23 protein-coding genes are annotated in these 23,290 nt (G+C 71.9%); 12 read left to right on the top strand and 11 right to left on the bottom strand.

Translation table 11 applies throughout. From position 1 onward, the window contains the following. Positions 1-70 precede the first annotated feature (70 nt). From ACZ46W_RS24655 to ACZ46W_RS24665, 3 genes are all read left to right on the top strand, one after another. Positions 71-1,279 (top strand): MFS transporter, encoded by a 1,209-nt coding sequence (locus ACZ46W_RS24655; RefSeq protein ID WP_468341352.1) that lies wholly within the window; start codon positions 71-73, stop codon positions 1,277-1,279. Between the two features lie 186 nt (positions 1,280-1,465). Then, positions 1,466-2,857 carry a uracil-xanthine permease family protein gene (locus ACZ46W_RS24660; RefSeq protein ID WP_468341354.1) on the top strand — a complete coding sequence of 464 codons (1,392 nt, stop codon included), beginning with the start codon at positions 1,466-1,468 and terminating at the stop codon, positions 2,855-2,857. Positions 2,858-2,933: 76 nt separating this feature from the next. Next, positions 2,934-3,683: a DUF5995 family protein gene (locus ACZ46W_RS24665; protein WP_468341357.1), complete on the top strand. Its 750-nt coding sequence runs from the start codon at positions 2,934-2,936 to the stop codon at positions 3,681-3,683. Here ACZ46W_RS24665 and ACZ46W_RS24670 read toward each other — a convergent pair. Together ACZ46W_RS24670 and ACZ46W_RS24675 are read right to left on the bottom strand one after the other, a co-directional pair. Next, positions 3,644-5,338, bottom strand: a complete 1,695-nt coding sequence (locus ACZ46W_RS24670) for a flavin monoamine oxidase family protein (protein WP_468341360.1) — start codon at positions 5,336-5,338, stop codon at positions 3,644-3,646. The genes ACZ46W_RS24665 and ACZ46W_RS24670 overlap by 40 nt on opposite strands. A gap of 50 nt (positions 5,339-5,388) precedes the next feature. Beyond that, complete coding sequence (locus ACZ46W_RS24675; RefSeq protein ID WP_468342317.1) at positions 5,389-6,186, bottom strand: carbon-nitrogen hydrolase family protein; 798 nt, start codon at positions 6,184-6,186, stop codon at positions 5,389-5,391. Between the two features lie 290 nt (positions 6,187-6,476). Between ACZ46W_RS24675 and ACZ46W_RS24680 the strand changes: the two genes are divergently transcribed. Beyond that, the gene (locus tag ACZ46W_RS24680; protein ID WP_468341363.1) at positions 6,477-7,046 is read left to right on the top strand and encodes a Repetin; all 570 of its coding nucleotides are present in this window, start codon (positions 6,477-6,479) and stop codon (positions 7,044-7,046) included. A gap of 11 nt (positions 7,047-7,057) precedes the next feature. Here ACZ46W_RS24680 and ACZ46W_RS24685 read toward each other — a convergent pair whose 3' ends face one another. Both ACZ46W_RS24685 and ACZ46W_RS24690 read right to left on the bottom strand, forming a co-directional pair. Then, the gene (locus ACZ46W_RS24685) at positions 7,058-7,513 is read right to left on the bottom strand and encodes an Lrp/AsnC family transcriptional regulator (protein ID WP_064067061.1); all 456 of its coding nucleotides are present in this window, start codon (positions 7,511-7,513) and stop codon (positions 7,058-7,060) included. Positions 7,514-7,523: 10 nt separating this feature from the next. After that, a complete protein-coding gene (locus tag ACZ46W_RS24690) occupies positions 7,524-8,987 on the bottom strand; it encodes an amino acid permease (protein WP_468341366.1) in 1,464 nt (487 codons plus the stop codon). A gap of 292 nt (positions 8,988-9,279) precedes the next feature. Here ACZ46W_RS24690 and ACZ46W_RS24695 point away from each other — a divergent pair, with 292 nt between their 5' ends. The 8 genes from ACZ46W_RS24695 (at position 9,280) to ACZ46W_RS24730 (ending at position 15,475) form a co-directional block, all read left to right on the top strand. Beyond that, entirely contained in the window at positions 9,280-10,296 is a 1,017-nt protein-coding gene (locus ACZ46W_RS24695) for a GDSL-type esterase/lipase family protein (RefSeq protein WP_468341368.1), read from the top strand. 126 nt (positions 10,297-10,422) lie between these two features. Beyond that, complete coding sequence (locus ACZ46W_RS24700) at positions 10,423-10,653, top strand: DUF5133 domain-containing protein (RefSeq protein WP_468342320.1); 231 nt, start codon at positions 10,423-10,425, stop codon at positions 10,651-10,653. A gap of 216 nt (positions 10,654-10,869) precedes the next feature. Next, complete coding sequence (locus ACZ46W_RS24705) at positions 10,870-11,754, top strand: STAS domain-containing protein (protein ID WP_468341370.1); 885 nt, start codon at positions 10,870-10,872, stop codon at positions 11,752-11,754. Further along, a complete protein-coding gene (locus tag ACZ46W_RS24710) occupies positions 11,751-12,161 on the top strand; it encodes an STAS domain-containing protein (RefSeq protein WP_468341373.1) in 411 nt (136 codons plus the stop codon). Before ACZ46W_RS24705 ends, ACZ46W_RS24710 begins: the two co-directional genes overlap by 4 nt. Further along, positions 12,145-12,744, top strand: coding sequence for an ATP-binding protein (locus ACZ46W_RS24715; RefSeq protein WP_468341376.1), 600 nt, complete (start codon positions 12,145-12,147; stop codon positions 12,742-12,744). The genes ACZ46W_RS24710 and ACZ46W_RS24715 overlap by 17 nt, the downstream gene beginning before the upstream one ends. After that, positions 12,729-13,763 (top strand): SpoIIE family protein phosphatase, encoded by a 1,035-nt coding sequence (locus ACZ46W_RS24720; protein WP_468341379.1) that lies wholly within the window; start codon positions 12,729-12,731, stop codon positions 13,761-13,763. The genes ACZ46W_RS24715 and ACZ46W_RS24720 overlap by 16 nt, the downstream gene beginning before the upstream one ends. Next, positions 13,760-15,034 carry a PP2C family protein-serine/threonine phosphatase gene (locus tag ACZ46W_RS24725; RefSeq protein ID WP_468341382.1) on the top strand — a complete coding sequence of 425 codons (1,275 nt, stop codon included), beginning with the start codon at positions 13,760-13,762 and terminating at the stop codon, positions 15,032-15,034. Before ACZ46W_RS24720 ends, ACZ46W_RS24725 begins: the two co-directional genes overlap by 4 nt. Positions 15,035-15,103: 69 nt before the next feature. Beyond that, positions 15,104-15,475, top strand: coding sequence for an ATP-binding protein (locus ACZ46W_RS24730; protein WP_468341385.1), 372 nt, complete (start codon positions 15,104-15,106; stop codon positions 15,473-15,475). Between the two features lie 634 nt (positions 15,476-16,109). Here the strand turns inward: ACZ46W_RS24730 and ACZ46W_RS24735 are convergent. From ACZ46W_RS24735 to ACZ46W_RS24765, 7 genes are all read right to left on the bottom strand, one after another. Next, positions 16,110-16,958: an RNA polymerase sigma factor SigF gene (locus ACZ46W_RS24735; protein WP_468341387.1), complete on the bottom strand. Its 849-nt coding sequence runs from the start codon at positions 16,956-16,958 to the stop codon at positions 16,110-16,112. Positions 16,959-17,117: 159 nt separating this feature from the next. Further along, the gene (locus ACZ46W_RS24740) at positions 17,118-18,560 is read right to left on the bottom strand and encodes a GuaB1 family IMP dehydrogenase-related protein (RefSeq protein WP_468341390.1); all 1,443 of its coding nucleotides are present in this window, start codon (positions 18,558-18,560) and stop codon (positions 17,118-17,120) included. A gap of 235 nt (positions 18,561-18,795) precedes the next feature. Then, positions 18,796-19,842 carry a sugar-binding transcriptional regulator gene (locus ACZ46W_RS24745; RefSeq protein ID WP_366130748.1) on the bottom strand — a complete coding sequence of 349 codons (1,047 nt, stop codon included), beginning with the start codon at positions 19,840-19,842 and terminating at the stop codon, positions 18,796-18,798. Positions 19,843-19,927: 85 nt separating this feature from the next. Continuing rightward, the gene (rpe, locus tag ACZ46W_RS24750) at positions 19,928-20,611 is read right to left on the bottom strand and encodes a ribulose-phosphate 3-epimerase (RefSeq protein WP_366130747.1); all 684 of its coding nucleotides are present in this window, start codon (positions 20,609-20,611) and stop codon (positions 19,928-19,930) included. Positions 20,612-20,912: 301 nt separating this feature from the next. After that, positions 20,913-21,194, bottom strand: a complete 282-nt coding sequence (locus ACZ46W_RS24755; protein ID WP_468341394.1) for a hypothetical protein — start codon at positions 21,192-21,194, stop codon at positions 20,913-20,915. A 26-nt stretch (positions 21,195-21,220) separates the two neighbouring features. After that, complete coding sequence (locus ACZ46W_RS24760) at positions 21,221-22,606, bottom strand: hypothetical protein (protein WP_468341397.1); 1,386 nt, start codon at positions 22,604-22,606, stop codon at positions 21,221-21,223. A 6-nt stretch (positions 22,607-22,612) separates the two neighbouring features. After that, positions 22,613-23,068 (bottom strand): hypothetical protein, encoded by a 456-nt coding sequence (locus ACZ46W_RS24765; RefSeq protein ID WP_468341400.1) that lies wholly within the window; start codon positions 23,066-23,068, stop codon positions 22,613-22,615. Between the last annotated feature and the right edge of the window lie 222 nt (positions 23,069-23,290).

A 23,290-nucleotide genomic window follows, 5' to 3' on the forward strand; every position in this document is an offset into this window, starting at 1 on the left:
AGGCATGGTTCCTGATAATTTACCGACCGCTGACAGTCCACCGCTGACAGAAACCGACCGGGGAGGGCCCGTGGCGCAGGACGTGGTGTTCGGCAAGGAGCGGCTGCGGCGGGCACGGTTCGCCGTGGCCGGCGTGTTCTGTGTGCACGGCGCGGTGACCGGCAGCTTCGCCACCCGTATCCCCTGGATCCAGGACCACGCCGGGGTCGGCGCGGGCCAACTGGGCCTCGCGCTCGCTTTCCCCGCGCTGGGCGCGTCGGTCGCGATGCCGCTGGCGGGCGCGGTGAGCCACCGCTTCGGCGCCCGGGCCGCGCTGCGCGGGCTGCTGGCGCTGTGGACGATGTCGCTGGTCCTGCCCGCCCTCGCGCCGAACGTCTACACCCTGTGCGCCGCGCTCTTCGTGTACGGGGCGACCGCCGGCATGTCCGACGTGGCCATGAACGCGCTGGGCGTCGACGTCGAGAACCGGCTCGACAAGTCGATCATGTCCGGCCTGCACGGCATGTGGAGCGCGGGCGCGCTGATCGGCTCGGCCTCCGGCACGCTCGCCGCGCACCTGGGCAGCGACGCCCGGCTGCACCACGTGATCGCCGCGCTGGTGCTCACCGCCCTGGGCCTGCTCTTCTGCCAGGGCGTGCTGGACCTGCGCAGCGCGCCGGACGAGGAGCCGCCGCCCCGGTTCACCCTGCCGCCCAGGTCGGCACTGGTGATCGGCGCGATCGGGTTCTGCGGGGTGTTCGCCGAGGGCGCGAGCCTGGACTGGTCAGCGGTCTACCTGCGCGACGAGCTGGGTACGTCGGCGGGGCTCGCGGCCGCGTCGACCACCGCGTTCGCCCTGACCATGGCGGTCGCGCGGCTGGTGGGCGACCGGGTGGTGGACCGGTTCGGCGCGGTGCGGACGGTACGGGTCGGGGGCGTCGCGGCGACGGCGGGCGGCGTCCTGGTGGTGGCCGCACCTCACCCGGCGGTCGCGATGGCGGGCTTCGGGCTGCTCGGGCTGGGCGTGGCCGTGGTCGTCCCGCTGGCCTTCGCGGCCGCCGGGCGCAGCGGCCCGAACCCGAGCCAGGCGATCGCGGGCGTCGCCACGATCACGTACACCTCGGGCCTCATCGCCCCCTCGGCGATCGGCGGCGTCGCCGACGCGACGTCACTCACGGTCTCGTTCGGCCTGGTCACCCTCCTGGCCTTCGGCCTCGTCCTCGGGGCGGGCGTGCTGCGCACGGGCGACCGCACGGCCGGCGCGTCGCGCCCGGCGAGGGTGGAGCGGACCCCGCGCTGACCGGGCGCGGCCGTACCCGCACCCCGTGCTCGGCATCCGGCCGTGCCCGTCCGCACCCCACCGGCGACCGGGCGGCAGCGTACTGGCGTGCGATTACCATGGCGGCTGGTCTTTTTCGGCCGCCACCCCGGCCGGGACCCGGCCGTGCGGCGCGGCCCCCGAACCGGAGAAGTGGAGCCACCCCCCATGAACCTCGGCGTGCGCTGGTCCCTGCACGGCGACGGACGGACGCCCGCGCCCGGCGCCGTCGTCCGTCCCGACGAGCGGCTGTCCTGGCCGCGTACGGCCGGGCTCGGCGCGCAGCACGTGGTGGCGATGTTCGGCGCGTCGTTCGTGGCGCCGGTCCTGATGGGGCTCGACCCCAACCTGGCGATCATGATGTCCGGCGTCGCCACGATGATCTTCCTGCTGGCCACGCGCGGCCGGGTGCCCAGCTACCTGGGCTGCTCGCTGTCGTTCGTGGGCGTGGCGGCGACCATCCGGGCCGGCGGCGGCGACAGCGCCACCGTCACCGGCGCGGTCCTGGCGGTCGGTGCCGCGCTGTTCCTGGTGGGCCTCGCGGTGCGGCGGTTCGGCGCGCGGATCATCCACGCGGCGATGCCGCCGATCGTGACCGGCGCCGTGGTCATGCTGATCGGGTTCAACCTGGCGCCGGTGACGGCGTCGACGTACTGGCCGCAGGACCAGTGGACCGCGCTGCTGGTGATGCTGTTCACCGGGCTCGCCGTCGTCTGCCTGCGCGGTTTCTGGTCACGGGTGGCGATCTTCCTGGGGCTGATCTTCGGGTACGCCGTCTCCTGGCTCTCCGACCTGGCCTTCGGCAGGATCCACTCCCCGGTCGGCGGCGCCGAGGCCGTCGACCACTGGCGCCTGGACCTGTCCGGCGTGGCCAAGGCCGACTGGATCGGGCTGCCGTCCTTCCACGCCCCGGCCTTCGAGTGGTCGGCGATCCTCGTCGCGCTCCCCGTCGTCATCGCGCTCGTCGCCGAGAACGCCGGGCACGTCAAGGCCGTCGGCGAGATGACCGGCGACCCGCTCGACGACCAGCTCGGCACCGCCATCGCCGCCGACGGCGCCGCCTCCATCCTGTCCACCGCCGTGGGCGGCCCGCCGAACACCACGTACTCCGAGAACATCGGCGTCATGGCCGCCACCCGCGTCTACTCGACGGCCGCTTACTGGGCCGCCGCCGGCTTCGCGCTCCTGTTCGGCCTGTGCCCCAAGTTCGGCGCGGTGGTCGCCGCCATCCCCGGCGGCGTGCTCGGCGGCATCACGGTCATCCTGTACGGGATGATCGGCCTGCTCGGCGCGCAGATCTGGATCAACGCCAAGGTCGACCTGCGCAACCCCCTCAACCTCGTCCCGGCCGCCGCGGGCATCATCATCGGCGTCGGCGGCGTGAGCCTGAAGATCACCGACAACTTCGAGCTGGGCGGCATCGCGCTCGGCACGATCGTCGTCATCACCGGCTACCACGTGCTGCGCGCCTTCGCCCCCGCCCACCTCAAGGAGCAGGAGCCGCTGCTGGACGCGGGCACCTCCGCGTACGACACCGGGAGCGACGCCCCCAGGTCCTAGACGGACCGTTCCCCCGTTTCGGGGAAGCGCGGCGCGATGACACCACCGGGAGCCCGGCTGCTGGGACGCTGCCCCCATGGCGCAGATCGAACAGTTCCCGCCGGCCCCGGTGGCGGTCGACCCGGTCGTGACGCGGATGCGCGCGCTGCGCGAGCTGTGGCCGGCGACGGACGGGGTGGCGGTCTTCAACCGGGTCTACCTCACCGTCACGGAGGAGATCGACCGGCGTATCGACGCGGGCGAGTTCGCCGACCGGCGGGCCGCCGCCACGCTGGACGTCCGCTTCGCCGAGCGCTACCTGGCGGCGGTCGACGCGGTCGCGGCCGGCGGGCGCCCGCCGGCGTGCTGGCGGCCGCTGTTCCAGTACCGGCGCCATCCCGGCGTACGGCCGCTCCAGTTCGCCCTGGCCGGGATCAACGCGCACATCGGGCACGATCTGGCACTGGCGGTGGTGGACACCTGCCGCACGCTCGGCTGCGAACCGGCCGACGTGGAGGGCGAGTTCGACCGGGTGGGCGACGTCCTCACGCTGCTGGAGGAGCGCATCCGCGAAGAGCTGATGCCCGGGCCCGACCTGCTGGAGATCGCCGACCCGCTGACGCACCTGCTGGGCTGCTGGAGCCTGGAGCGGGCCCGGGACGGGGCGTGGCTCGCGGCCCGCTCGCTGTGGCAGTTGCACCGGCTGGGGGGCCGGCTTCCGGAGCTGGCCGAGGAGTTCACCGAACGCCTCGACCGCTCCGTCGGCCTGGTGGGCCGGATGCTGCTCACGCCCCTGTCCCCGCGGGCTCAGTCCTCCGGCAGCTCGACCGGCGCGATCTCGTCGTAGACGTCACCCGGGCCGGGGTTCGACGCGTCCGTCCCGCCGCCGAAGTGGTGCATCACGCCCCACACGGCGTTCAGCGCGGTCTGTACGGCGCCCTCGGCCCAGCCGGCCGTCCAGGAGATGTCGTCACCGGCGAGGAAGATGCCCCGCTTGTCCTCGGGCAGCCGGTCCTGCATGAAGTGCGTGAACAGGCGGCGCTGGTAGCGGTAGTGACCCGGCAGGTTGGCCTTGAACGCGCCCATGAAGTAGGGCTCGTTCTCCCAGGACACGGTCACCGGGTTGCCGATGATGTGCTTGCGGATGTCGACCTTCGGGTAGATCTCGCCGAGCGACTTGAGCATGACCTCCATGCGCTCGTTGGCGGACAGCGGCAGCCACTTCAGGCTGTCGTCGCACCACGTGTACGAGAGGCAGATGACGGCCGGCTTGTCCGGGCCGTCGTCCAGCAGGTACGTGCCGCGGGTCATCCGGTCGGTGAGCGTCATCGACATGACGTCACGGCCGGTCTCCTCGTCCTTGTCCAGCCAGAAGGGCCGGTCGACCGGGACGAAGAGCTTGGAGCTCTCCATGTAGTGGGTGCGCTCCATCGCCGTCCAGTGGTCGATGGGGAACAGCGAGTCGTCGCAGGCGATCTTGGACAGCAGCATCCAGGACTGGGCGGTGAAGATCGCCGCCTGGTACGTGCGGATGTCGCCGTTCGCGTCGGTGACGGTGATGCGGTTGCCGGCCGTGCGGTGCAGGCGCGTCACGGCGGGCTTGGGCTCGCCGCCGTGCAGTTTCGCGAGCGAGGTGCCCTGCTCCCAGTGGACGATCTTCTCCGGCTCGCGCTCCCACAGCCGCAGCGGGAGCTGCTGGGAGCCGCCGACGATGCCGCGGTGGTGGTCGTCGGCCTCGGTGTAGACGACGCGGAGGATCTCCAGGATGGAGTTGGGGAAGTCGGTGTCCCAGCCACCGGTGCCGAAGCCGACCTGGCCGAAGATCTCGCGGTGCCGGAAGGACTTGAACGCCTCGGACTCGCACAGGAAGCCGTAGAAGGTCTGGTTGTCGAGTTTCTCGACGAGCTTGGCCCAGATCTCGCGGATGCGCGGGACGTCGCGCTCGCGCATGGCGCGGTTCATGTCGGAGAAGTCCGCGCCCTCCTCCAGGCAGTCGTTCCAGGCCTTGGCGACGTCGCGGTAGACCTGCGGCAGGTCGTCGATGGTCTCGGCGTAGTGCGACTCGCCCTTGAGGTCGACGACGGTCGACGGGGTGGACTCGGCCAGCGGGTTGGGGAACGGCCGGGTCTGAAGGCCCACGAGGTCGATGTAGTGCTGGAGCGCGGTCGAGGAGGGCGGGAAGCGCATGGCGCCCATCTCGGCGGTCAGCCCGTCCGTGCCGGTGCCCTCGAAGCCGACGGTGCGCAGCCGGCCGCCGATCTGGTCGGCCTCGTACACGACGGGCTTGAGACCCATCTTCATCAGCTCGTACGCGGCCACGATGCCGGAGAGCCCGCCGCCGATGACGGCGACCTCGGTGCCGTGCTCGGTCGCGGGTATCTGGCCGAGCCCGGCCGGGTGGGCCAGGTAGTCGTCGTACGCGTACGGGAAATCCGGACCGAACATGGTGATCGGCGGCTGCGCGTCGGTGTGCTGGACGGCGGTGGGCACCGTGGACGTCATGGGGTACGGACTCCTTGCACGGGGTGAAGAGAGGGGTGGAGCGGGGAGGCTCAGGTCAGGGAGGTGTACAGGCCGGGGCGGCGGTCGCGCAGGTACGGGTTGGCCTCACGCGAGGCGGTCAGCAGCTCCGGGTCGGCGTCGCCGACGACCAGTTCCTCGCCGCGTCCGGCGCGGGCGCGGACGGTGCCGTCGGGGCCGGCGAGGGCGGACAGGCCGACGAACTCGAAGTCGCCCTCCGGGCCGGTCCGGTTGGCGTAGGCGACGTAGATCTGGTTCTCGAAGGCGCGCACCAGTACGACCGACTCGGCGACGACCTCGGCGGGGTGCATCAGCGCGGTGGGCACCAGCAGGAGCTGGGTGCCGGCCAGGGCGTGCGCGCGGACGTTCTCGGGGAACTCCACGTCGTAGCAGATCATCAGGCCCACGCGCAGCCCGCCCAGCTCCGCCTGGACGACCGGCTGGTCGCCGGGCGTGAACGAGTCGGTCTCGAAACCGCCGTAGAGGTGCGTCTTGCGGTAGTTGGCCAGCCGGGCGCCGTCGGGCCCGATGAGCTGCGCCGCGTTGTAGACCGTCTCGCCGTCGCGTTCCGGGTAGCCGTAGGCGATGCCGAGGCCGTGGCGTGCGGCGATCTCGGCGACCGCGTCGGCGCAGTCGCCGTCGGCGGGCTCGGCCAGCCTGGCGACGTCGTCCCCGATCGCGTACCCGGTCAGGAACATCTCGGGGGCGACCAGCAGGCCGGCACCGGTGGCGGCGGCGCGGGCGGCCGCCTCGTCGAGGACCTTGAGGTTGGCGGCGACGTCACCGGGCTGTCCGGAGCTCTGGAGCAGGGCGGTGCGCAGCGGCGGCATCGGCAGACCTCTGTCGGGGTGCGGTGAGGGCGGGGAGGGCGTCGAGAAGACGTTCAAAACGGTACGGTCCGGCGTTCATCCGGGACAAGGCGTGACCGTTGCGGACCGGCGATCGATCCGTTGCGCGGGTACCGCCTTCGGCGGTGATTCATTGCGCGCCACTGCTACCGGGGTCGGAGGACGCCTCCCCCACCCGGCGGAGGAGGGTCGCGACCGGCGCGCGATGTGGCGGGAGGGGGCCGGCCGGAACAGTGGGGGGCGTCCGATCACCAGCCGGAAGGGCTTTCACCATGAACCGTCGTATGAAGATCGTCGCTGTCGGGGTGGCGGTGCTGCTCGCCGCCGGAGCCACGGGCCCCGCCCTGGCCACCGACGACGGCCCGGCCCGGTCCGGCGTCGCCCGGGAGGCGGCGGCGCTGACCGGCACGGCGATGCTCGCGCGGCCCGCCGGCGACAACGTGACCTTCTCCTTCGACGCCCACCTCGATGCCAAGGACAACAACGATCCGCTGAAGGCCCACGGCACGTTCCGGTTCAGCCACTACATGGGCGACTGGGGCGGCAAGGGGGAGGCCAAGGTCGACTGCCTGATCACCGGTGGCAAGGTCGCCGTCGTGTCCGGAGTCATCACCCAGGCCGACGGCGACCTGAGGGCCGCGGTCGGCAAGCGGGTCGGCGTCTCCGTGCACGACCTGGGCGGGCAGGACCGGTTCGGCTACAGCTGGGCGGCCCTGGGCCTGCCCCAGAACACCCCGGACGACCTGCCGAAGTGCATCAGCTCGGCCCCCTTCGAGAAGACGAAGCCGGGGTCCGGGACCTTCCGTGTACTGCCCTGGCAGCCGGAGTACCCGGAGAGCTAGGGCGTTCTGGATCAGGCCGGCGAGCCCGACGAGAAGCGCCGCAGCAGCGGCGAGAGCACCAGCACCGACTTGGTGCGCTCCACGAACGGCTCGCCCGCGATGCGCTCCAGCACGCGCTCGAAGTGCCGCATGTCGGAGGCGAAGACCTGGACGATCGCGTCCGCGTCACCGGTGACGGTGGACGCGGCCGCGACCTCCGGGTACCGCTCGAGGCCACGCTGGATGGTCTCGGGCGAGGTGTTGCCGCGTGCGTAGATCTCGATGAACCCCTCCGTCTCCCAGCCGAGCGCCGCCGGGTCCACCCGGACGGTGAACCCGGTGATGGCGCCCTCGGCCCGCAGCCGGTCCACGCGCCGCTTGACGGCGGGCGCGGACAGACCGACGAGCGAGCCGATGTCGGCGTAGGAACGGCGGGCGTCCTCCGCCAGGGCGTGGACGATGCGTTCGTCGAGGTCGTTCAGTCGCACTGCGGGTGGGTCACTTCTCTGCGGTGGCCAATCGGGAGCGGCTCATGCCGTACAGGAAGTAGAACACGAGACCCACGGCCATCCAGACACCGAAGACCACCCAGGTGATCATGTCGAGGCTGTACATGCTGTAGCCGCAGAACAGGAAGCCCAGCACCGGGAAGACCGGCCCGAACGGCACCTTGAAGCTGCGCTGGAGGTCCGGCTTGGTGACCCGCAGCACGATGACGGCGATGTTGACCAGCGCGAAGGCGAACAGCGTGCCGATGCTGGTGGCGTTGACCAGCTCGCCGAGCGGGACGGCCGCGGCGAGGATGCCGCAGAACAGCGAGACGATGACCGTGTTGACGCGGGGGGTGCCGGTCTTGGGGTTCACCTTGCCGAAGACCTTGGGCACCAGGCCGTCGCGGGACATCGCGAAGAGGATGCGGGTCTGGCCGTAGAGCACGGTGAGGACGACGCTGGCGATGGAGATGACCGCGCCGGCGGCGAGCAGGGTGCCCCAGAAGCTCTGACCGGTGACATCGTTCATGATCGCGGCCAGGGACGCCTCGGAGCCCTCGAACTTCTTCCAGTCCCAGGCGCCGACGGCGACGGCGGCGACGAGGACGTACAGCGCCGTGACGATGACCAGCGACAGCATGATCGCCCGCGGCAGGTCCTTCTTGGGGTTCTTGGCCTCCTCACCCGCGGTGGAGGCGGCGTCGAAGCCGATGTACGAGAAGAACAGGATGGCGCCCGCCGCACCGACGCTGCTGACGCCGAGCGGCATGAAGTCGGAGTAGTTGCCGGACGTGAAGCCCATGAAGCCGATGGCGCAGAACAGGACGAGCGCGGCGATCTTGACGACCACCATGATCGTGTTGGCGCGCGCGGACTCCTTGGCACCGCCGAGCAGGAACACCATCGCGAGCATCACGACGATCAGGGCCGGCAGGTTGAATATGCCGCCGTCGCCGGGCGGCGCGGTGAGCGCCGCGGGCAGGGTCACGCCGATGGTGCCGTCGAGGAGCTCATTGAGGTAGTCACCCCAGCCGACCGCCACGGCGGCGACCGACACGCCGTACTCCAGGAGCAGGCACCAGCCGCAGACCCAGGCGACGAGTTCGCCCATCGTTGCGTACGCGTACGAGTAGGACGAGCCCGCGACGGGGATGGTGCCGGCCAGTTCCGCGTACGACAGGGCCGAGAAGAGCGCCGTGAGACCCGCGAAGACGAAGGCCAGCGTGACCGCGGGACCGGCCAGCGGGACGGCCTCACCGAGGACGACGAAAATGCCGGTGCCGAGCGTGGCACCGATGCTGATCATGGTGAGCTGCCACATGGAGAGCGAGCGGCGGAGCGAACCGCCCTCACCCTGCCCACCCTCTGCGACCAGCACTTCTACCGGCTTGCGCCGGGTGAGGGCGGAGAGCCCGGACGCCTTGGGCGCGGTTGGCTCGGTGGCGGGAGGGGCTGTGCCTTGGTCCAGCACTGCGGAGGCTCCTTCATCGCTGCGGGTCGGTGGAGGGCGACCTGCGGCGGCCTCGTGGGCGTGGGGGGAGCCCACGGGGGAAGGGAGACCGCCGAGCAGGCGGTCACCGCCACTCCTGGTACGGGGCACGAGCCTAAAGGGCAGCGCTTCGCTCTTGTAATGCAGGGTTGTTGCGCATACGCGAATGATCATTGCGCACTTGGGGCACAGACGGGGAAACATTGCGCCCCGCCGCACGAATCGACACATTGAGGGCCCGGAGCAGGACTTTCACCGACCGGAGGAGACCCGTATGACCTGGCACGATCCGGTGCCCTTCCTGCGCGGTACGGCCTGGCTGGACGCCCGCGGCCGCGCGGTGCGCGCCGACCCGGCCGACCTGGCCCGGTTGCCGTGGGACACCGCCGAGCGGGCCGCGCTGCCCATCGGCGTACGGCTGGAGTTCACGGCGTCCCCGGGCACCCGCGCCGTGGAGATCCGCTACCGCGCGGCAGTGCCGGACCCGAGCCAGGCGCTGCGCGAGCTGGCGCACTGCTTCGCGCTGTGGGAGGGCGACACCTGCGTCCACGAGGCGCTCACCCGTCCCGCCGAGGAGACGACCGTCACCATCCCCCTGCCCGGACGCCCGGGACCGTTCACCGTCCACCCGCCGGAGAGCCAGGGACCCGTGATCCTCGGGCTGCGGGGCGTCGGCGGCGCCCTGACCCCCGCTCCCCCACGGCCGCGCTGGCTGGTGCACGGCGACTCGATCACGGAGGGCTGGTGGTCCACCCGCCCCGCCCACTCCTGGCCCGCCGTCGCGGGACGGGCCCTCGGGGTCGACACGGTCAACCTCGGGTACGCGGGCTCGGCGCGTGGCGAGCCGGCCATCGCCGAGCAGCTCGCCGCCCTGCCCGCCGGGCTCGTCACGCTCGCGTTCGGCACGAACTGCTGGTCCGGCGTCCCCCACTCCGCCCCGCTGCTGTACGAGACGACACGGGCGTTCCTCACGCTCGTACGGCGGGGCCATCCGGACACGCCCCTGCTGCTGCTCTCGCCGCTGCTGCGCCCCGAGGCCGAGTCCACGGCCAACGCGCTGGGCGCGACGCTCGCCGAGCTGCGCACGGCCATGGAGGAGGCCGTACGGGACCTGATCGCGGCCGGTGACGGGCGGCTCGTGCTGCTGCCCGGGCGGGACCTGCTGGAGCCCGGCCACCTCGCGGACGGCCTGCACCCCGACGACGCGGGCCACGCGCGGGTCGCGGCGGCGGTGGTGGCGGCCGTGCGGGGCGCGTGGCCGGCCACGGGCCGTGCGCTGGCCCGTACTTGACCGGACAGGCTTCGCATCCGAGGGGAATGACCTGGCGAAAGCGGGGTAGGGGCGGCCTCGGTCGGTGAATTTCGATCCCGGTCGGTGACTTTCGAATCGAGTGCCCAAGGAGGTTCTGTCGTGCTGATGGCGCACCCGTCGATGCTGCGCAAGCTCGTGGCCAGATACGAGGAACTGGCCGCGCCCGCCGCGGAGTCGGGGGACCCGAGGCTCGTGCGTCAACGGGAGGACACCGCCTACACCCTTTGCGTGTCCACCGGTACGCGTGACATACGCGACGCGCTGCGGGTGGCCAGACAGGTGATCGCGGCCGCCGGTGAACCGGCCGCCGTCTCAACGACGTCGGCCTCGGCCTGAGCGGACGGGGAGGGCGGCGACCGGCACTCTCCGGTCGCCGCCCTCGGCGTCCGCACGGCGAAGAGCCCGGAGTCACGTTTCTTCCGGGCGCCGTGCGGCCATTACGATCCAACCGCCGTTGAACATGAGAAACCGGCCGGGCGGCCAACTCGTCGATGTTTCCGGCGCCTTGCCACGGAAACCCGCCCGTTCCGTTTCCGATTGCGAGAGGTGCTTGTGAACACCAGCGAATCGAGCGTGCGGGACCGCCTCTGCGAGGCCCTGCGGGAGCGCGAGGAGGAGATCGCCGACCGGTGGGTCCGGCTCCAGTTGGAGCAGGCGGTACTCAGCACCGACATGAGTGAGCACGAGGTGCGCGAGGAGGCCGACCTGCTGATCTCCGCCCTCGCCGCGGGCCTCGCGAGCGATGTGCCGGTGGAGCGGCTGGTGACCTCCCGCAATGAACTGCGCCAGACGGTGATAGAGCTTTCGCTGCGCCGCGCGCGGGCGGGCGCCTCGCCGACCGCCACGTCGCTGGCCGTGCTGTCGCTCAAGGAGGCGCTGCTCTCCGCCGTACAGCACACCACCCGCGACTCGGCCGAGCTGTTCTCCGCCGCCATCCTCGTCAACCGGCTGCTGGACGCCGCCGGGGTGCTCTCGTTCGAGACGTTCGTGGAGGGGCGCGAGGAGATCATCCAGCGGCAGAGCCGTCAGCTCCTCGAAGTGTCCACGCCCGTGGTCCGGCTGTGGCGGCACGTCCTCGCCGTACCGCTGATCGGCACGCTGGACACCGCCCGTACGCAGGTCGTGATGGAGAGCCTGCTCCAGGCCATCCAGGACGACGAGGCGCAGGTCGCCATCATCGACATCACCGGCGTGCCGGCGGTCGACACCGCCGTCGCCCAGCACCTGATGCACACCGTCAACGCGGTACGGCTGATGGGCGCGGACTGTGTGATCAGCGGCATCCGGCCGCCCATCGCCCAGACCATCGCACAGCTCGGCATCGACTTGTCGACCATCCTGACCCGGGCGACCCTGGCGGACGCGCTGGGCGCGGCCATCCAGCTCATCGACCAGCCCGCCGTCGACGCGGGCGCCGTCCGGCCGGTGACCGCGTGACGGCGCCTCACGCCACCGGCGTACCCATTCTGCGGCTCGGCGACGTGCTGGTCACCGGGCTGCTCAACGAGCTGGACGACCAGTCGGCGGTGGCCTTCACCGACGAGCTGACCGAGCGGATCGCGGCGGACGGCGCCCGGGGCGTCCTGATCGACATCTCCCGGCTGGAGATCATCGACTCGTTCGTGGCACGCACCCTGATGGAGCTGACCACCATGGCGCGGCTCCTGGGGGCCCGGGTCATCGTGGCCGGGATGCGGCCCGCGGTCGCCATCACCCTCGTCGAGCTGGGGCTGCAACTGACCGGCGTGGAGACGGCCCTCAACGCGGAGCAGGGCCTGACCGCGCTCGGCTGGCACCGTATGCCCCACCCCCCGGGGGAGGTCCGACGTGACGCTCCGCGGTGAACGGGTGGCGACGCCGGGTCCCGAGCTGATCGCCCAGCGCTCCCCGGCGGGCGGCGGCACACACGCCTCCCCCGGCGCGTCGGTCACGTCCGCCGGTGGGTCCGGCGCGTCGGTCACGTCCGGCGGCATGTCCGGTACGTCCGGTACGTCCGCGGAGTGCGGGTGGCCCGACGGGCGGCAGGGCAGGGGGTCCCGTTACGACGTCGCCTCGGAGGAGGACCTGCTGACGGTACGGCACGCCGTGCGGGCCGCCACCGTGGAGGCCGGCTTCGGGCTCGTCGACCAGACCAGGATCGTCACCGCCGCCAGTGAGCTGGCCCGCAACGCCTACGTCCACGGAGGCGGCGGCACCCTGGAGATCCAGATCCTGGCGCGGTCCGGCCGAAAGGGGCTGCGGCTGACGGTCCAGGACGACGGCCCCGGCATCCCGGACGTCGAGGAGGCGCTCACCGACGGGTACACCACGGGCACGGGGCTCGGTCACGGCCTGGGCGGGGCGCGGCGGCTGATGCACGAGTTCCAGGTGCACAGCGGCCCCGGACAGGGCACCACCGTGGTCGTCACCCGGTGGAACGACCGCTGATGGGCCCGGTGATGTCCGCGTCCGTCACCGTCCACGTCCCGGTGGACCACTACAGCGCCGTCCAGCTCGCGGCCACGACCGCGCGCCGGACGGCGCTGGACCAGGGGCTGTCGGGGGCCCTGCCCGACCAGGCCGCGGTGCTGGCCAGCGAGCTGGCGGGCAACGTCGCCAAGCACGCCCTGCACGGCTCGCTCTACATCCAGCCGCAGCCGCTGCGCTCCGGCGTGGAGATCATCGCCGTGGACCGGGGGCCGGGCATGGCGGACCTGGAGCGGTGCCTCACCGACGGGTACACCACCAGCAACACGCTGGGCTCCGGCCTGGGCGCGGTGCGCCGGATCGCCGACGAGTTCACCGTACGGACCAAGGAGGGCGCGGGCACCGTGGTCTCCGCGCGCCTGGGCGAACCGGGCGACGGCCCCGCCGAGGGGACGCCCGGCGTCGGCGCGGTGCGCGTGCCCGCGGACGGGGAGAGCCTGTGCGGGGACTCCTGGGGCCTCGCCGTCACCGGGGACGTACGCACCGCGCTCGTCGTGGACGGACTCGGGCACGGCAAGCCCGCCTCCGAGGCGGCCGAGCTGGCGGTGCGCGCCTTCCACCGGGACCCCGGGCAGCCGCTGCCGCACCTGCTCCGCGCGATGAACCGGGCGCTGCGGCGCAGCCGGGGCGCGGCGGTCGGGCTGCTGCGGCTGTCGGCCGACGGCATCGAGCAGTGCGCGGTGGGCAACGTACGCACGCTGCTGCTGGCGCACGACGGCATCCGCCAGCGCTTCGCCGGCCAGCCGGGGGTCGTCGGCTGGAACATGCCCGAGCCGCGCGTGCAGCGCGTCCCCGCCGAGCCGGGCACGATCGCCCTGCTGCACAGCGACGGCATCGACACCCGCTGGACGCACGCCCCGGCCCCCTTCCTCACCGGGCTGCCGGCGCCGCTGCTCGCCGGAGCCCTCGTCCACGAACACCGCCGCAGCAGGGACGACGCGACCGTCCTCACCCTCGGACCGGCGCGGAGGCAACCATGAAGCCGCAGATCACCACCCTGCACTCGCTCGCGGGACTGCGCAGCGCCCTGCGCCGCCTCGCCCACCGGGCGGGTCTGCCCGTCGAGCTGCGCTACCGGCTCGCACTGTCGGCGACCCGGGTGGCCCGCGCCGAGCTCACCGCCGGCCGGCCCGTGCTGCTGGAGACGGTGCCGCCCCAGCCGGCCGGCCGGGGTGACGGTCAGGCCGACGGACGGGCGGACGGGCGGACCGACGGGCGGGCCGACGGGCGGCTGACCGTGCGGCTCCACCTTCCCCACGCGCCGCGCCGCCCGTCGCTGGACGGGCTCCCGCTCCCGGCGGAGCGGCTGCCCGGCACGGACATCGTGTGGCGGGTCCCCGCACCGGTCCCGTCGGCCACGGCGGGCGACGATCCGCCGGGCCTGGTCGAGCTGCTGGAGGAGGAGCTGAGCGCGGCGGTCGACCGGGTGGACGCGCTCGCGGACGACCACCAGCGGCTCAAGCACGAGCTGGCCGAGACCAACAGCGGCGTGCTGGCCCTGTACGTGCAGTTGGAGGAGCGCGACGAGCAGTTGCGCCAGGCCCACGGCCGGATACTGCGCCAGTTGGAGGACGCGCTGCGCCCGCCGCCGGTGAGGGTGCCGGGGCTGGAAATGGCCGTCCACTACGAGCCGGCGGAGAAGCACGCCCCGACGGGCGGCGACCTGTACGACTGGTTCGTCCTGCCGGACGGCACCGTGCACATCACGGTGGTGGACGCCCTGGGGCACGGGCTGACCAGCACGCGCAGCGCGCTCAACGTCACCCACGCCGTACGCACCCTCGCCCTGGAGGGCCACCCGCTGGAGTCGATCGTCGCCAGGACGGACGAGGTGCTGGCCACCTTCGACCACGAGCTGATGGCCACCGTGCAGCTCGTCCGGCTGGACCCCGCCAGCGGGGAGCTGGTGCTGGCCAACGGCAGTCACCCGCCGGCCCTGCTGGTACGGGAGGGCGGGGAGTCGTCCCTGCTGGAGGTACGCGGCAGGGGCATCGGCTTCCCGCTGCCCGGCAGCGAGCGGCTGCTGCGCGACCGCCTCGGCCCCGGGGACCTGCTGCTGCTCTACACGGACGGGCTGACCGAGAGCCGCCGCGACCCCCGGGAGGGCGAGCAGCGGCTGGCACGGGCGGCCCGCCGACACCGGCACCGGCCGATAGAGGAGGTCCCGGCGGCCATCGCGGCCGAAATGCACACGGTCATCCTGCACCCGGACGACACCGTCGCCCTCACCGTTCGGCGGGTGCGGGGCTGATCCACGCCATGTCCGTGGTTAATGCACGAGGGCTGGGTATGCGAGCGGTGATGACTGAAGGAGCCGCTCGTGGTTGTCGTGATTTCGCCGTACGCCGACTGTGCCTCGGCCCGTGACACGGCCGCGCGCTTCGTGGCCGAGCACTGCCCGTGGGCCGACCTGGACGCGGTGCAGCTCGTCGTCACCGAGCTGACGGCCAACGCGCTGCGCCACACCGGTGGCTGGTGGCGGCTGCGGCTGCGCGCGGAGCGCGGCGAGCTGACCGTGGAGCTGGACGACTCCAGCCCGGCCATGCCCGAGGCGCGTGCGCCGGACTTCGCGGGCGGCGGCGGCTTCGGCTGGCCCATGGTGCTGAACCTCGCCGGCCGGGTGGAGGTCCAGCCCCGCGCCGAGGGCAAGACCATCCGCGCGGTCTGGTCCCGCGAACCCGAAGCGGCCTGAGCAGCCCTCTCAGCAACAGCCAGCCCGGCGGGGGCCGACTGGCGGACGGGGCCGGCTGAGGGTTGCATCGGACGCGCGTGACCACGCAGGCCTTCTTGGCCGCCATTCCTCGCGTGGCCTCGCAGGGCCTCCGTTCCGCCGCCCGTGGCCGCCGTCCCTGCCCCGCGAGACCTCCCCGCCGCATGCCCGGCCGCGGAAGGACGGCCTTCCGCCGCCATCCCCCGCCCCGCGCGACCCTTACGCCGCCGTCCCCGGCCGCAAAGCCTTCGTTCCGCAATCCCTGGCGACGGGCGGCCATTCACGCCGCCATCCCCGGCCCCGCACGAGCCTCACACCGCCGTCCCCGGCCGTGCAACGCCCTTCACGCCATCGTCCCCGGCCCCGCGCGGGCCTCACACCGCCGTCCCCGGCCGTGCAACGCCCTTCACGCCATCGTCCCCGGCCCCGCAGCGGCCTTCACCACACCGATCCTGGCCGCGCGGCGCCCTCATGCGGCCCTCCAGGCGGCGGCCCTCACCCCGTCCCTATGCTCCGTCCCCACGCCGCGTCCCACGCCGTCCGGCGCCCGGGGCTGTGTGCCCCGGGCGCCGGACGGACCGTCCTGTCCTGCTTCTTCCGTAGCTCCGCGTCGCCGTCACTCCACGGCCAGCAAGCCCTCCCTCAGCCGCTTCGTGATCCGCGACAGCAGCCGGGAGACGTGCATCTGGGACACGCCCAGCTCGGCGCCGATCTCGGACTGGGTCATCTCCTCCACGTACCGCATCTGGAGAATGCGCCGGTCCCGCTCGTCGAACTCCTCGATGAGCGGCTTCAGCGCCTGGACGTTCTCGACGATCTCCATCTCGCGGTCCGGCTCGCCGAGCCGGTCGCCGAGGGTCTCGGAGGAGTTGTCCCCGCTGTCGTCCAGGGGCAGGTCGATGGAGCCGGCGGTGTACCCGTTGGAGGCGACGAGCCCTTCGAGAATCTCGTCCTCCTCCATCCCGAGGTGCTCGGCCAGTTCGGCCGGCGTCGGGGAGCGGTCGAGGCGCTGGAACAGCTCGTCGGTGGCGCGGGCGATGTCGATGCGCAGTTCCTGGAGCCGCCGGGGCACGTGCACCGACCAGCTCGTGTCGCGGAAGAACCGCTTGATCTCACCGATCACGCACGGCATGGCGAAGGTGGTGAACTCCACCTCTCGGCTCAGGTCGAAGCGGTCGATCGCCTTGATCAGGCCGATGGTGCCGACCTGGATGATGTCCTCCATCTGGTCGGACCGGTTGCGGAAGCGCGTGGCCGCGTACTTGACCAGGGAGAGGTTCAGCTCGATGAGGGTGTTGCGTGCGTACTGGTATTCCTCGGTGCCCTCCTCAAGGACTGCCAGCCGGTCGAAGAAGAGCTTCGAGAGCTCCTTCGCGTCCTTCGGAGCCACCTCGCCGGGGTTCCGGACCTCCGGCAGATCACTCGTCGTCTGCGGGGCGGTACCGGTCGAGATCGTGGTCGCCATGGACTCTGCACCCTCCCTTTTCTCTGCGTGCGTTCGCATGGCGCGTGTACCCCTCCAAGTCCGGAGCACGCATACGAACCCTTGCCCGAAAGGAAAAAGCGGAGGGGCCGCCTCTCGCGCGTGGCGAGAAACGGCCCCTCCAGTGGGCCTGACAGCGCGTCAGCTCCAGCTCGCGTGCAGCGGCTTGCCCTCGGCGTAACCGGCGGCGCTCTGGATGCCGACGATGGCCTTCTCGGCGAACTCCTCCAGCGAGCCCGCACCGGCGTACGTGCAGGACGAGCGGACGCCCGCGATGATCGAGTCGATCAGGTCCTCGACGCCCGGGCGCGTCGGGTCCAGGAACATCCGGGAGTGCGAGATGCCCTCCTCGAAGATCGCCTTGCGGGCCCGGTCGTACGCGGACTCCTCGCTCGTCCGGTTGCGCACGGCGCGCGCGGAGGCCATGCCGAAGGACTCCTTGTACAGCCGCCCGTTGGCGTCCTGCTGGAGGTCACCCGGGGACTCGTACGTGCCGGCGAACCAGGAGCCGATCATGACGTTCGACGCGCCGGCGGCGAGCGCCATGGCGACGTCGCGCGGGTGGCGGACACCGCCGTCGGCCCAGACGTGCTTGCCGTACTTCTTGGCCTCGGCGGCGCACTCGAGGACGGCGGAGAACTGCGGCCGGCCCACGCCGGTCATCATGCGGGTGGTGCACATGGCGCCGGGACCCACACCGACCTTGATGATGTCCGCGCCGGCCTCGATGAGGTCGCGCACGCCCTCGGCGGCCACGATGTTGCCGGCGACGATGGGCACCTGCGGGTCCAGACCGCGGACGGTCCGGATCGCGCTGATCATCGACTCCTGGTGGCCGTGCGCGGTGTCGATGACGAGCGTGTCCACGCCCGCGTCGAGGAGCTGCTTGGCCTTGCCCGCCACGTCGCCGTTGATGCCGACGGCGGCGGCGATGCGCAGTCGGCCGTTGGCGTCGACGGCCGGGGTGTAGAGGGTGGCGCGCAGCGCGCCCTTGCGGGTCAGGATGCCGGCGAGGCGGCCGTCGGCGTCCACGGCGGGGGCGTACCGGCGGTTGTGGTGGTCCAGGGTGTTGAACGCCTCGCGCGGGTCCATGTCCGCGTCGAGGAGAAGCAGGTCCGTGGACATGATCTCGGAGAGCTGGGTGAAGCGGTCCACGCCGTTCAGGTCCGCGTCGGTGACGACACCGATCGGGCGCTGGTCGGCGTCCACGACGACACCGGCGTTGTGCGCGCGCTTGGGCAGCAGCGACAGCGCGTCGGCGACGGTCTGGTGCGGGTCGAGCACGATCGGGGTGTCGAGCACGTGGTGGCGGCTCTTGACCCAGGTGATGACGTCGGTGACGACCTCGATCGGAATGTCCTGCGGGATGACGACGAGGCCACCGCGCCGGGCGACGGTCTCGGCCATCCGGCGGCCCGCGATGGCGGTCATGTTGGCGACGACCAGCGGAATGGTGGTCCCGGTGCCGTCGGGGGAGGACAGGTCGACGCCCTGGCGGGAGCCCACGGCCGAGCGGCTAGGCACCATGAATACGTCGTCGTACGTGAGGTCGTACGGCGGCTTCAGGTCATTGAGGAAACGCACGTGCTGAACATCCCAGTCGTTCGGAGTTGGCCCCCGGGCATTTCAGCCGGGGGGAAAACGCACGTACTTCATTCTCCCATGTCCGCACAGGCGTACGCCCCGGGCGAAAGGCACAGGCCCTGGGGAAGCCGCTCGTAGGATCCTCCAACCGGCCGGGCGGGGCCTACGTGTCCGGGGCCTACGTGTCCGGGGCCTACGCGTGGCGCCTACCCCTCCGGGCCTCCTCCTCCGGGGCTTACTCGTCCGGGTCCGCGCGGTCCAGGGCCGGGCGGGGACCGGGCGTGAACTCGGTGAGCAGGTAGTCCGCCGCCGTGGTGTCCGTGACCAGGCTGGTCACCAGCCCGGACCGCAGTACCGCCCCGATCGCCGCCGCCTTGCGCGCGCCACCCGCGATGGCCACGACCTCGGGGATACGGCGGAGCCGGTCGGCCTCGACGGTGATGCACCGCTCGCCGAGGTCACGTCCCACCCGGCGCCCGTTCGCGTCGAAGAGGTGGGCGGACATCTCGGCCGCGACGCCCAGCGAGGCGTAGTGCGCCCGCTCCTCGTCCGTCAGCATGTCGTGGACGGTCGAGATGCCCGGCTCCCAGGAGCCGATGGACACGGCCGCGACCGTCACCTTGTCGAAGTACTCGAAGGCGCGGGCGATCCCGGTCTGGCTGCGCAGCGCCGCCGCGGTCGCCGGGTCGGGCAGCAGCATCGGCGCGTAGATCGGGTGCGCCTCGCCGCCGGAGACCTGGGCGGCACGCCGTACCGCCTCCACCGAGCCGCGCTCGGCCGTGCCCGCGTCGTACACGCCGGTGAGCTGGACGACCGTGCAGGGCGGCAGCCGGTCGAGGGCGGCCGCCATGTGGATGGTGGAGCGGCCCCACGCGAGGCCCAGGACGTCGCCCTCCGCCACGAGCTCGCCGAGCAGGTCGGCCGCGGTCTCGCCCAGGTTCTCCGGGTCGGGCGAGGCGTCCTCGCCCTCCGGCGGGGACTCCACGACCACGGCGTGACGCAGGCCGTACCGGGCGCGCAGCGCGTCGGAGCGCTCCGCGTCGAGCTCGGCGGGTACGCGGATCTCGATGCGTACGAGGTCACGCTCCAGAGCGGTCTCCAGAACCCGCGCGACCTTGAAGCGGCTGACGCCGAACTCCTCCGCGATCTGGATCTTGGACTTGCCCTCGAGATAGAAGCGACGGGCCATGGCCGCCGCCTGCACCAGCTCCGCGGGTCCCATCCGCAGGGCTGGCCGTCCCGCCGACATAGCAGACACCGCGATCTCCTCACTGCTGTTCACACTTCGGATCGCCATCCTTGCAGATCCGGCGGTCCGTGATCGGTCCTGTTGGGCTGCGTTCATCTGCCCGTGGTTCACCCGTGGCTCAGTGGCCGCACGCCCACGCGGCCGTGGCGGTCGCCGCGGTGGCCTGTTCGCGCAGGGCCCGCACCGCCGCGGCCGGGTCCTCCGCCCCGTACACGGCGGAACCGGCGACGAAGACGTCGGCGCCCGCCTCGGCGCACCGCTCGATCGTGCTCGCCGAGACACCGCCGTCGACCTGGAGCCAGAGCTGGAGGCCGTGCTTGGAGATCAGCTCCCGGGTGCGGCGGATCTTCGGCAGCATGATGTCCAGGAACGCCTGGCCGCCGAAGCCCGGCTCCACGGTCATGATCAGCAGCATGTCGAGCTCGGGCAGCAGGTCCTCGAACGGCTCGATGGGGGTGGCGGGCTTCAGCGCCATCGACGCCCGCGCTCCCTTGGCCCGGATCTCGCGGGCCAGCCGGACCGGGGCGGCGGCCGCCTCCACGTGGAAGGTGACCGAGCCGGCCCCCGCCTCCACGTACTGCGGGGCCCAGCGGTCCGGGTCCTCGATCATCAGGTGGCAGTCCAGCGGGGTGTCCGTCGCCCGCGCGAGCGACTCCACGACGGGCACGCCCAGGGTGAGGTTGGGCACGAAGTGGTTGTCCATGACATCGACATGGAGCCAGTCGGCGCCTTCGACGGCCTTCGCCTCCTCGGCGAGCCGGGCGAAATCGGCGGACAGAATGCTGGGGTTGATCTGGGCCATGTGCCAAGCCTGCCATGTCCCATGGGGTTTCTTTTACCCGATGCCCAGGTGACCTTGGCGTGACCCGGCACACTTACCGCAATCCCGGCGTATCAGCACCCGCTCCGGCCCCCGGCCGTCACGGCCGCGGTCGGCCACGTTCTCCGCCCGGCCACGTTCTCCGCCCGGCCGCGGCGAGGGCCGCGTTCGACGCGGGTTTCGAGGTGCCGGTCTCGGGGCGAGGGCGTGACGGGCCCGAAGGCGGACCGGGCCCGCGGGTGCCGGCCGGAAGGCCGCTGGCACCCGCAGGCCGCGGCACCACTCAGCCGCCGGGACCCTGCGGATAGGTGTGCACGATGTACGCCCAGCGCGCCGCGCCCACCACCAGAAAGACCAGCGACGGCGCCAGCCACCAGCGGCTGAGGGTCCCCCGCCGCACGGGGAACAGGGCGAGCAGGGACGTACTGACCCCGAGCACGGCCAGCAGCGCCGACGCGAACTCGATACCCGTCAGCGTGTGCTCGTCCCAGGCCCCTTGCGGCTGAGTCACAAGGGCCCCGTAGGCGACGTAGGCAGTGAGCAGGTTCGCCAGTATGAGGATCACTCCCCATGGCCCTCGCAGCAGGGCGTTCACTTCAGGGCGCTCCTCGCGTCGTCCAGATTCTTGTCGAAGCCACGGCCGTAGTCCTGGGCCTTGTCGGACTGCCAGTAGGGGCCACCGTTGTAGCGGGCGGCGAGTTCCTGGCGCTGCTCCCGCGTCATCTCGTCCGCCGGGACGTCGGCGAAGTCGCTCTCTTCCTTGAGCATCGCCAGATACTCGGAGGCGATGAAGATGTTCTGCCCGGGATCTTGGAGCGATGCCTCGATGGTGTCCCGTTGCCCCTCGGTGAGGTGCGCCGGATCGTATCCGAGGACCTCCGCCGCCCTCCGCACCTGGATGGCGATGGGGCCGAAGGACGTCTCGTCCGGGGAGCCTCCGAGCCGCCAGGGCAAGCTCTCCGGGCTGTCCTCCAGCCAGCCGTCCCTGGCCAGTTCACGGACGGTGTCGACACCATCGTCCATCCAGCCCCACTGTCCGCCCACCTCCTGCCAGGCGATGCCCGCGACCATGTCGGGCGGCAGGTCGGATCGTTTCGCCGCCGCGGCGATGATGTCCTTGTTCGCCGCGATCCACTCGCGACGCTCCTCGGCGTTCCTCGGCACGGCCCAGTAGGCATCGGTGGCCTCGGGAAGCTCGGTGAGGCGCATCCTGATGTCCATGAGGGCCGGCGAGACGTCGTCCTTCCCCACCGCCTTGGTGAACTCCGCCTTTGATCCGCTGCCGGGAAGATGGGTGAGCGAGTCCTTGCTCGCTTCCGCGGCTTCGGTCCGGAGTGCGGGAATGGAGTCGATCAGGCTCTTCGCGTCGACGAAGTCGCCACCGCGGAAGTCGGGCAGGGCCTTGTACGCCTTGTCCAGCGCCGCCGTGCACGCGTCCCGGGCCTCACTCTCCACCGTCTTGGCGCGGTGATAGGCCGCACTGGCCTGATCGTGGGCGCGGTTCGCCTCATCCTTGATGTCGTCGATGTCCACCGTGAGCTCGGCGGCCCAGTCCAGGAAGCCCGTCGTACCCCGCAGGTCCTCCCACTGACGCATCGGCCCGGCTTCTTGCGCCTTACGGGTCTCGGCCTCCGCGACCTGGGAGATGAGCCCGGCCAGCGTCTGCTCCGCCGCCTTGCCGTCCGAGTAGTGGGACCTGGCGGTCTCGAGCGCCGACGCGTAGTGCAGCAGCGCGCTCTGAGCCTTGTCATAGCCGTCGGCCAGATGCGTGATGAGGTCACGTGCCTCTCGGAGGCGGTTGTCGTACGGCTTGCGGTTCTGGCTCACCCATTGGGTCTGAGTGGCGGCCCGCTTCGCGCCGGGTTCGACGGCGAGCAGCAGATCACGGAGCCTCTTGAACTCCAGGGCATTGCGCTCCACGAGCGGAGGGTTGCAGTCCTCCAGGAAGCTGACGTCCTGTCGGTAGGTGTAGGCCATGGGGGCTCACCTGTTTTCCGGGGCTGTGTACTGCCCCAGCTCGAGAATGGCGTTCATCATGCTCCCGGCCACCTCACCGTCGTAACTGACGAACGTGCCGTTCGCCGCCCGCAGCCGCGTGGACAACGCGGCGAGCAGTGACGTCACGTCCTGGTACTGGTCGTCCGCGAAACGGGCGAACCGGTCGACCTTCGCCGCCACGTCCGGGTGTGAGCGCGGCGCGCGCGCCATCGTGCAGAGGTCACCGTCGGGCCGTCCCTCGTAGAGGAGCCCCGCCAGCTCGATCAAGGCGTTCGCGTTCCCGTTAAGTGAGCTGTGGCTGACGCCGAGCACATCGCCCTCGGCCCCTGGGCCGCTGCCCCCTCCTCCACCGGCATCGGCGGGATATTCGTTGAGCCGCATCTGCGTCGAGTGCCGCTCCGCCGCCTGGGCCTTCAACTGCTCCCACTCGTCCCACGCCATACGTCCCTCGTCCCCCTGCACTCCGCTCGGTGCGTACCGCTGCGCGGATTCCATGATCAATCCGACTGTAGCGGAGTCTCGATCGGCTGAGCGTGGCCCGTACGGGCATGCCTCCGGCCACGGGGGCGGGGGGGGGTCCCACCCCCCCGCCACGTTGGCCGGGTGGCAGGGTCCACCCCCCTCCTCCCCTTTGGGCCCCCCCCCCCCTCCCCTCCCCCTCCG

It is taken from the genome of Streptomyces sp. NPDC031064 (genome assembly GCF_055570965.1).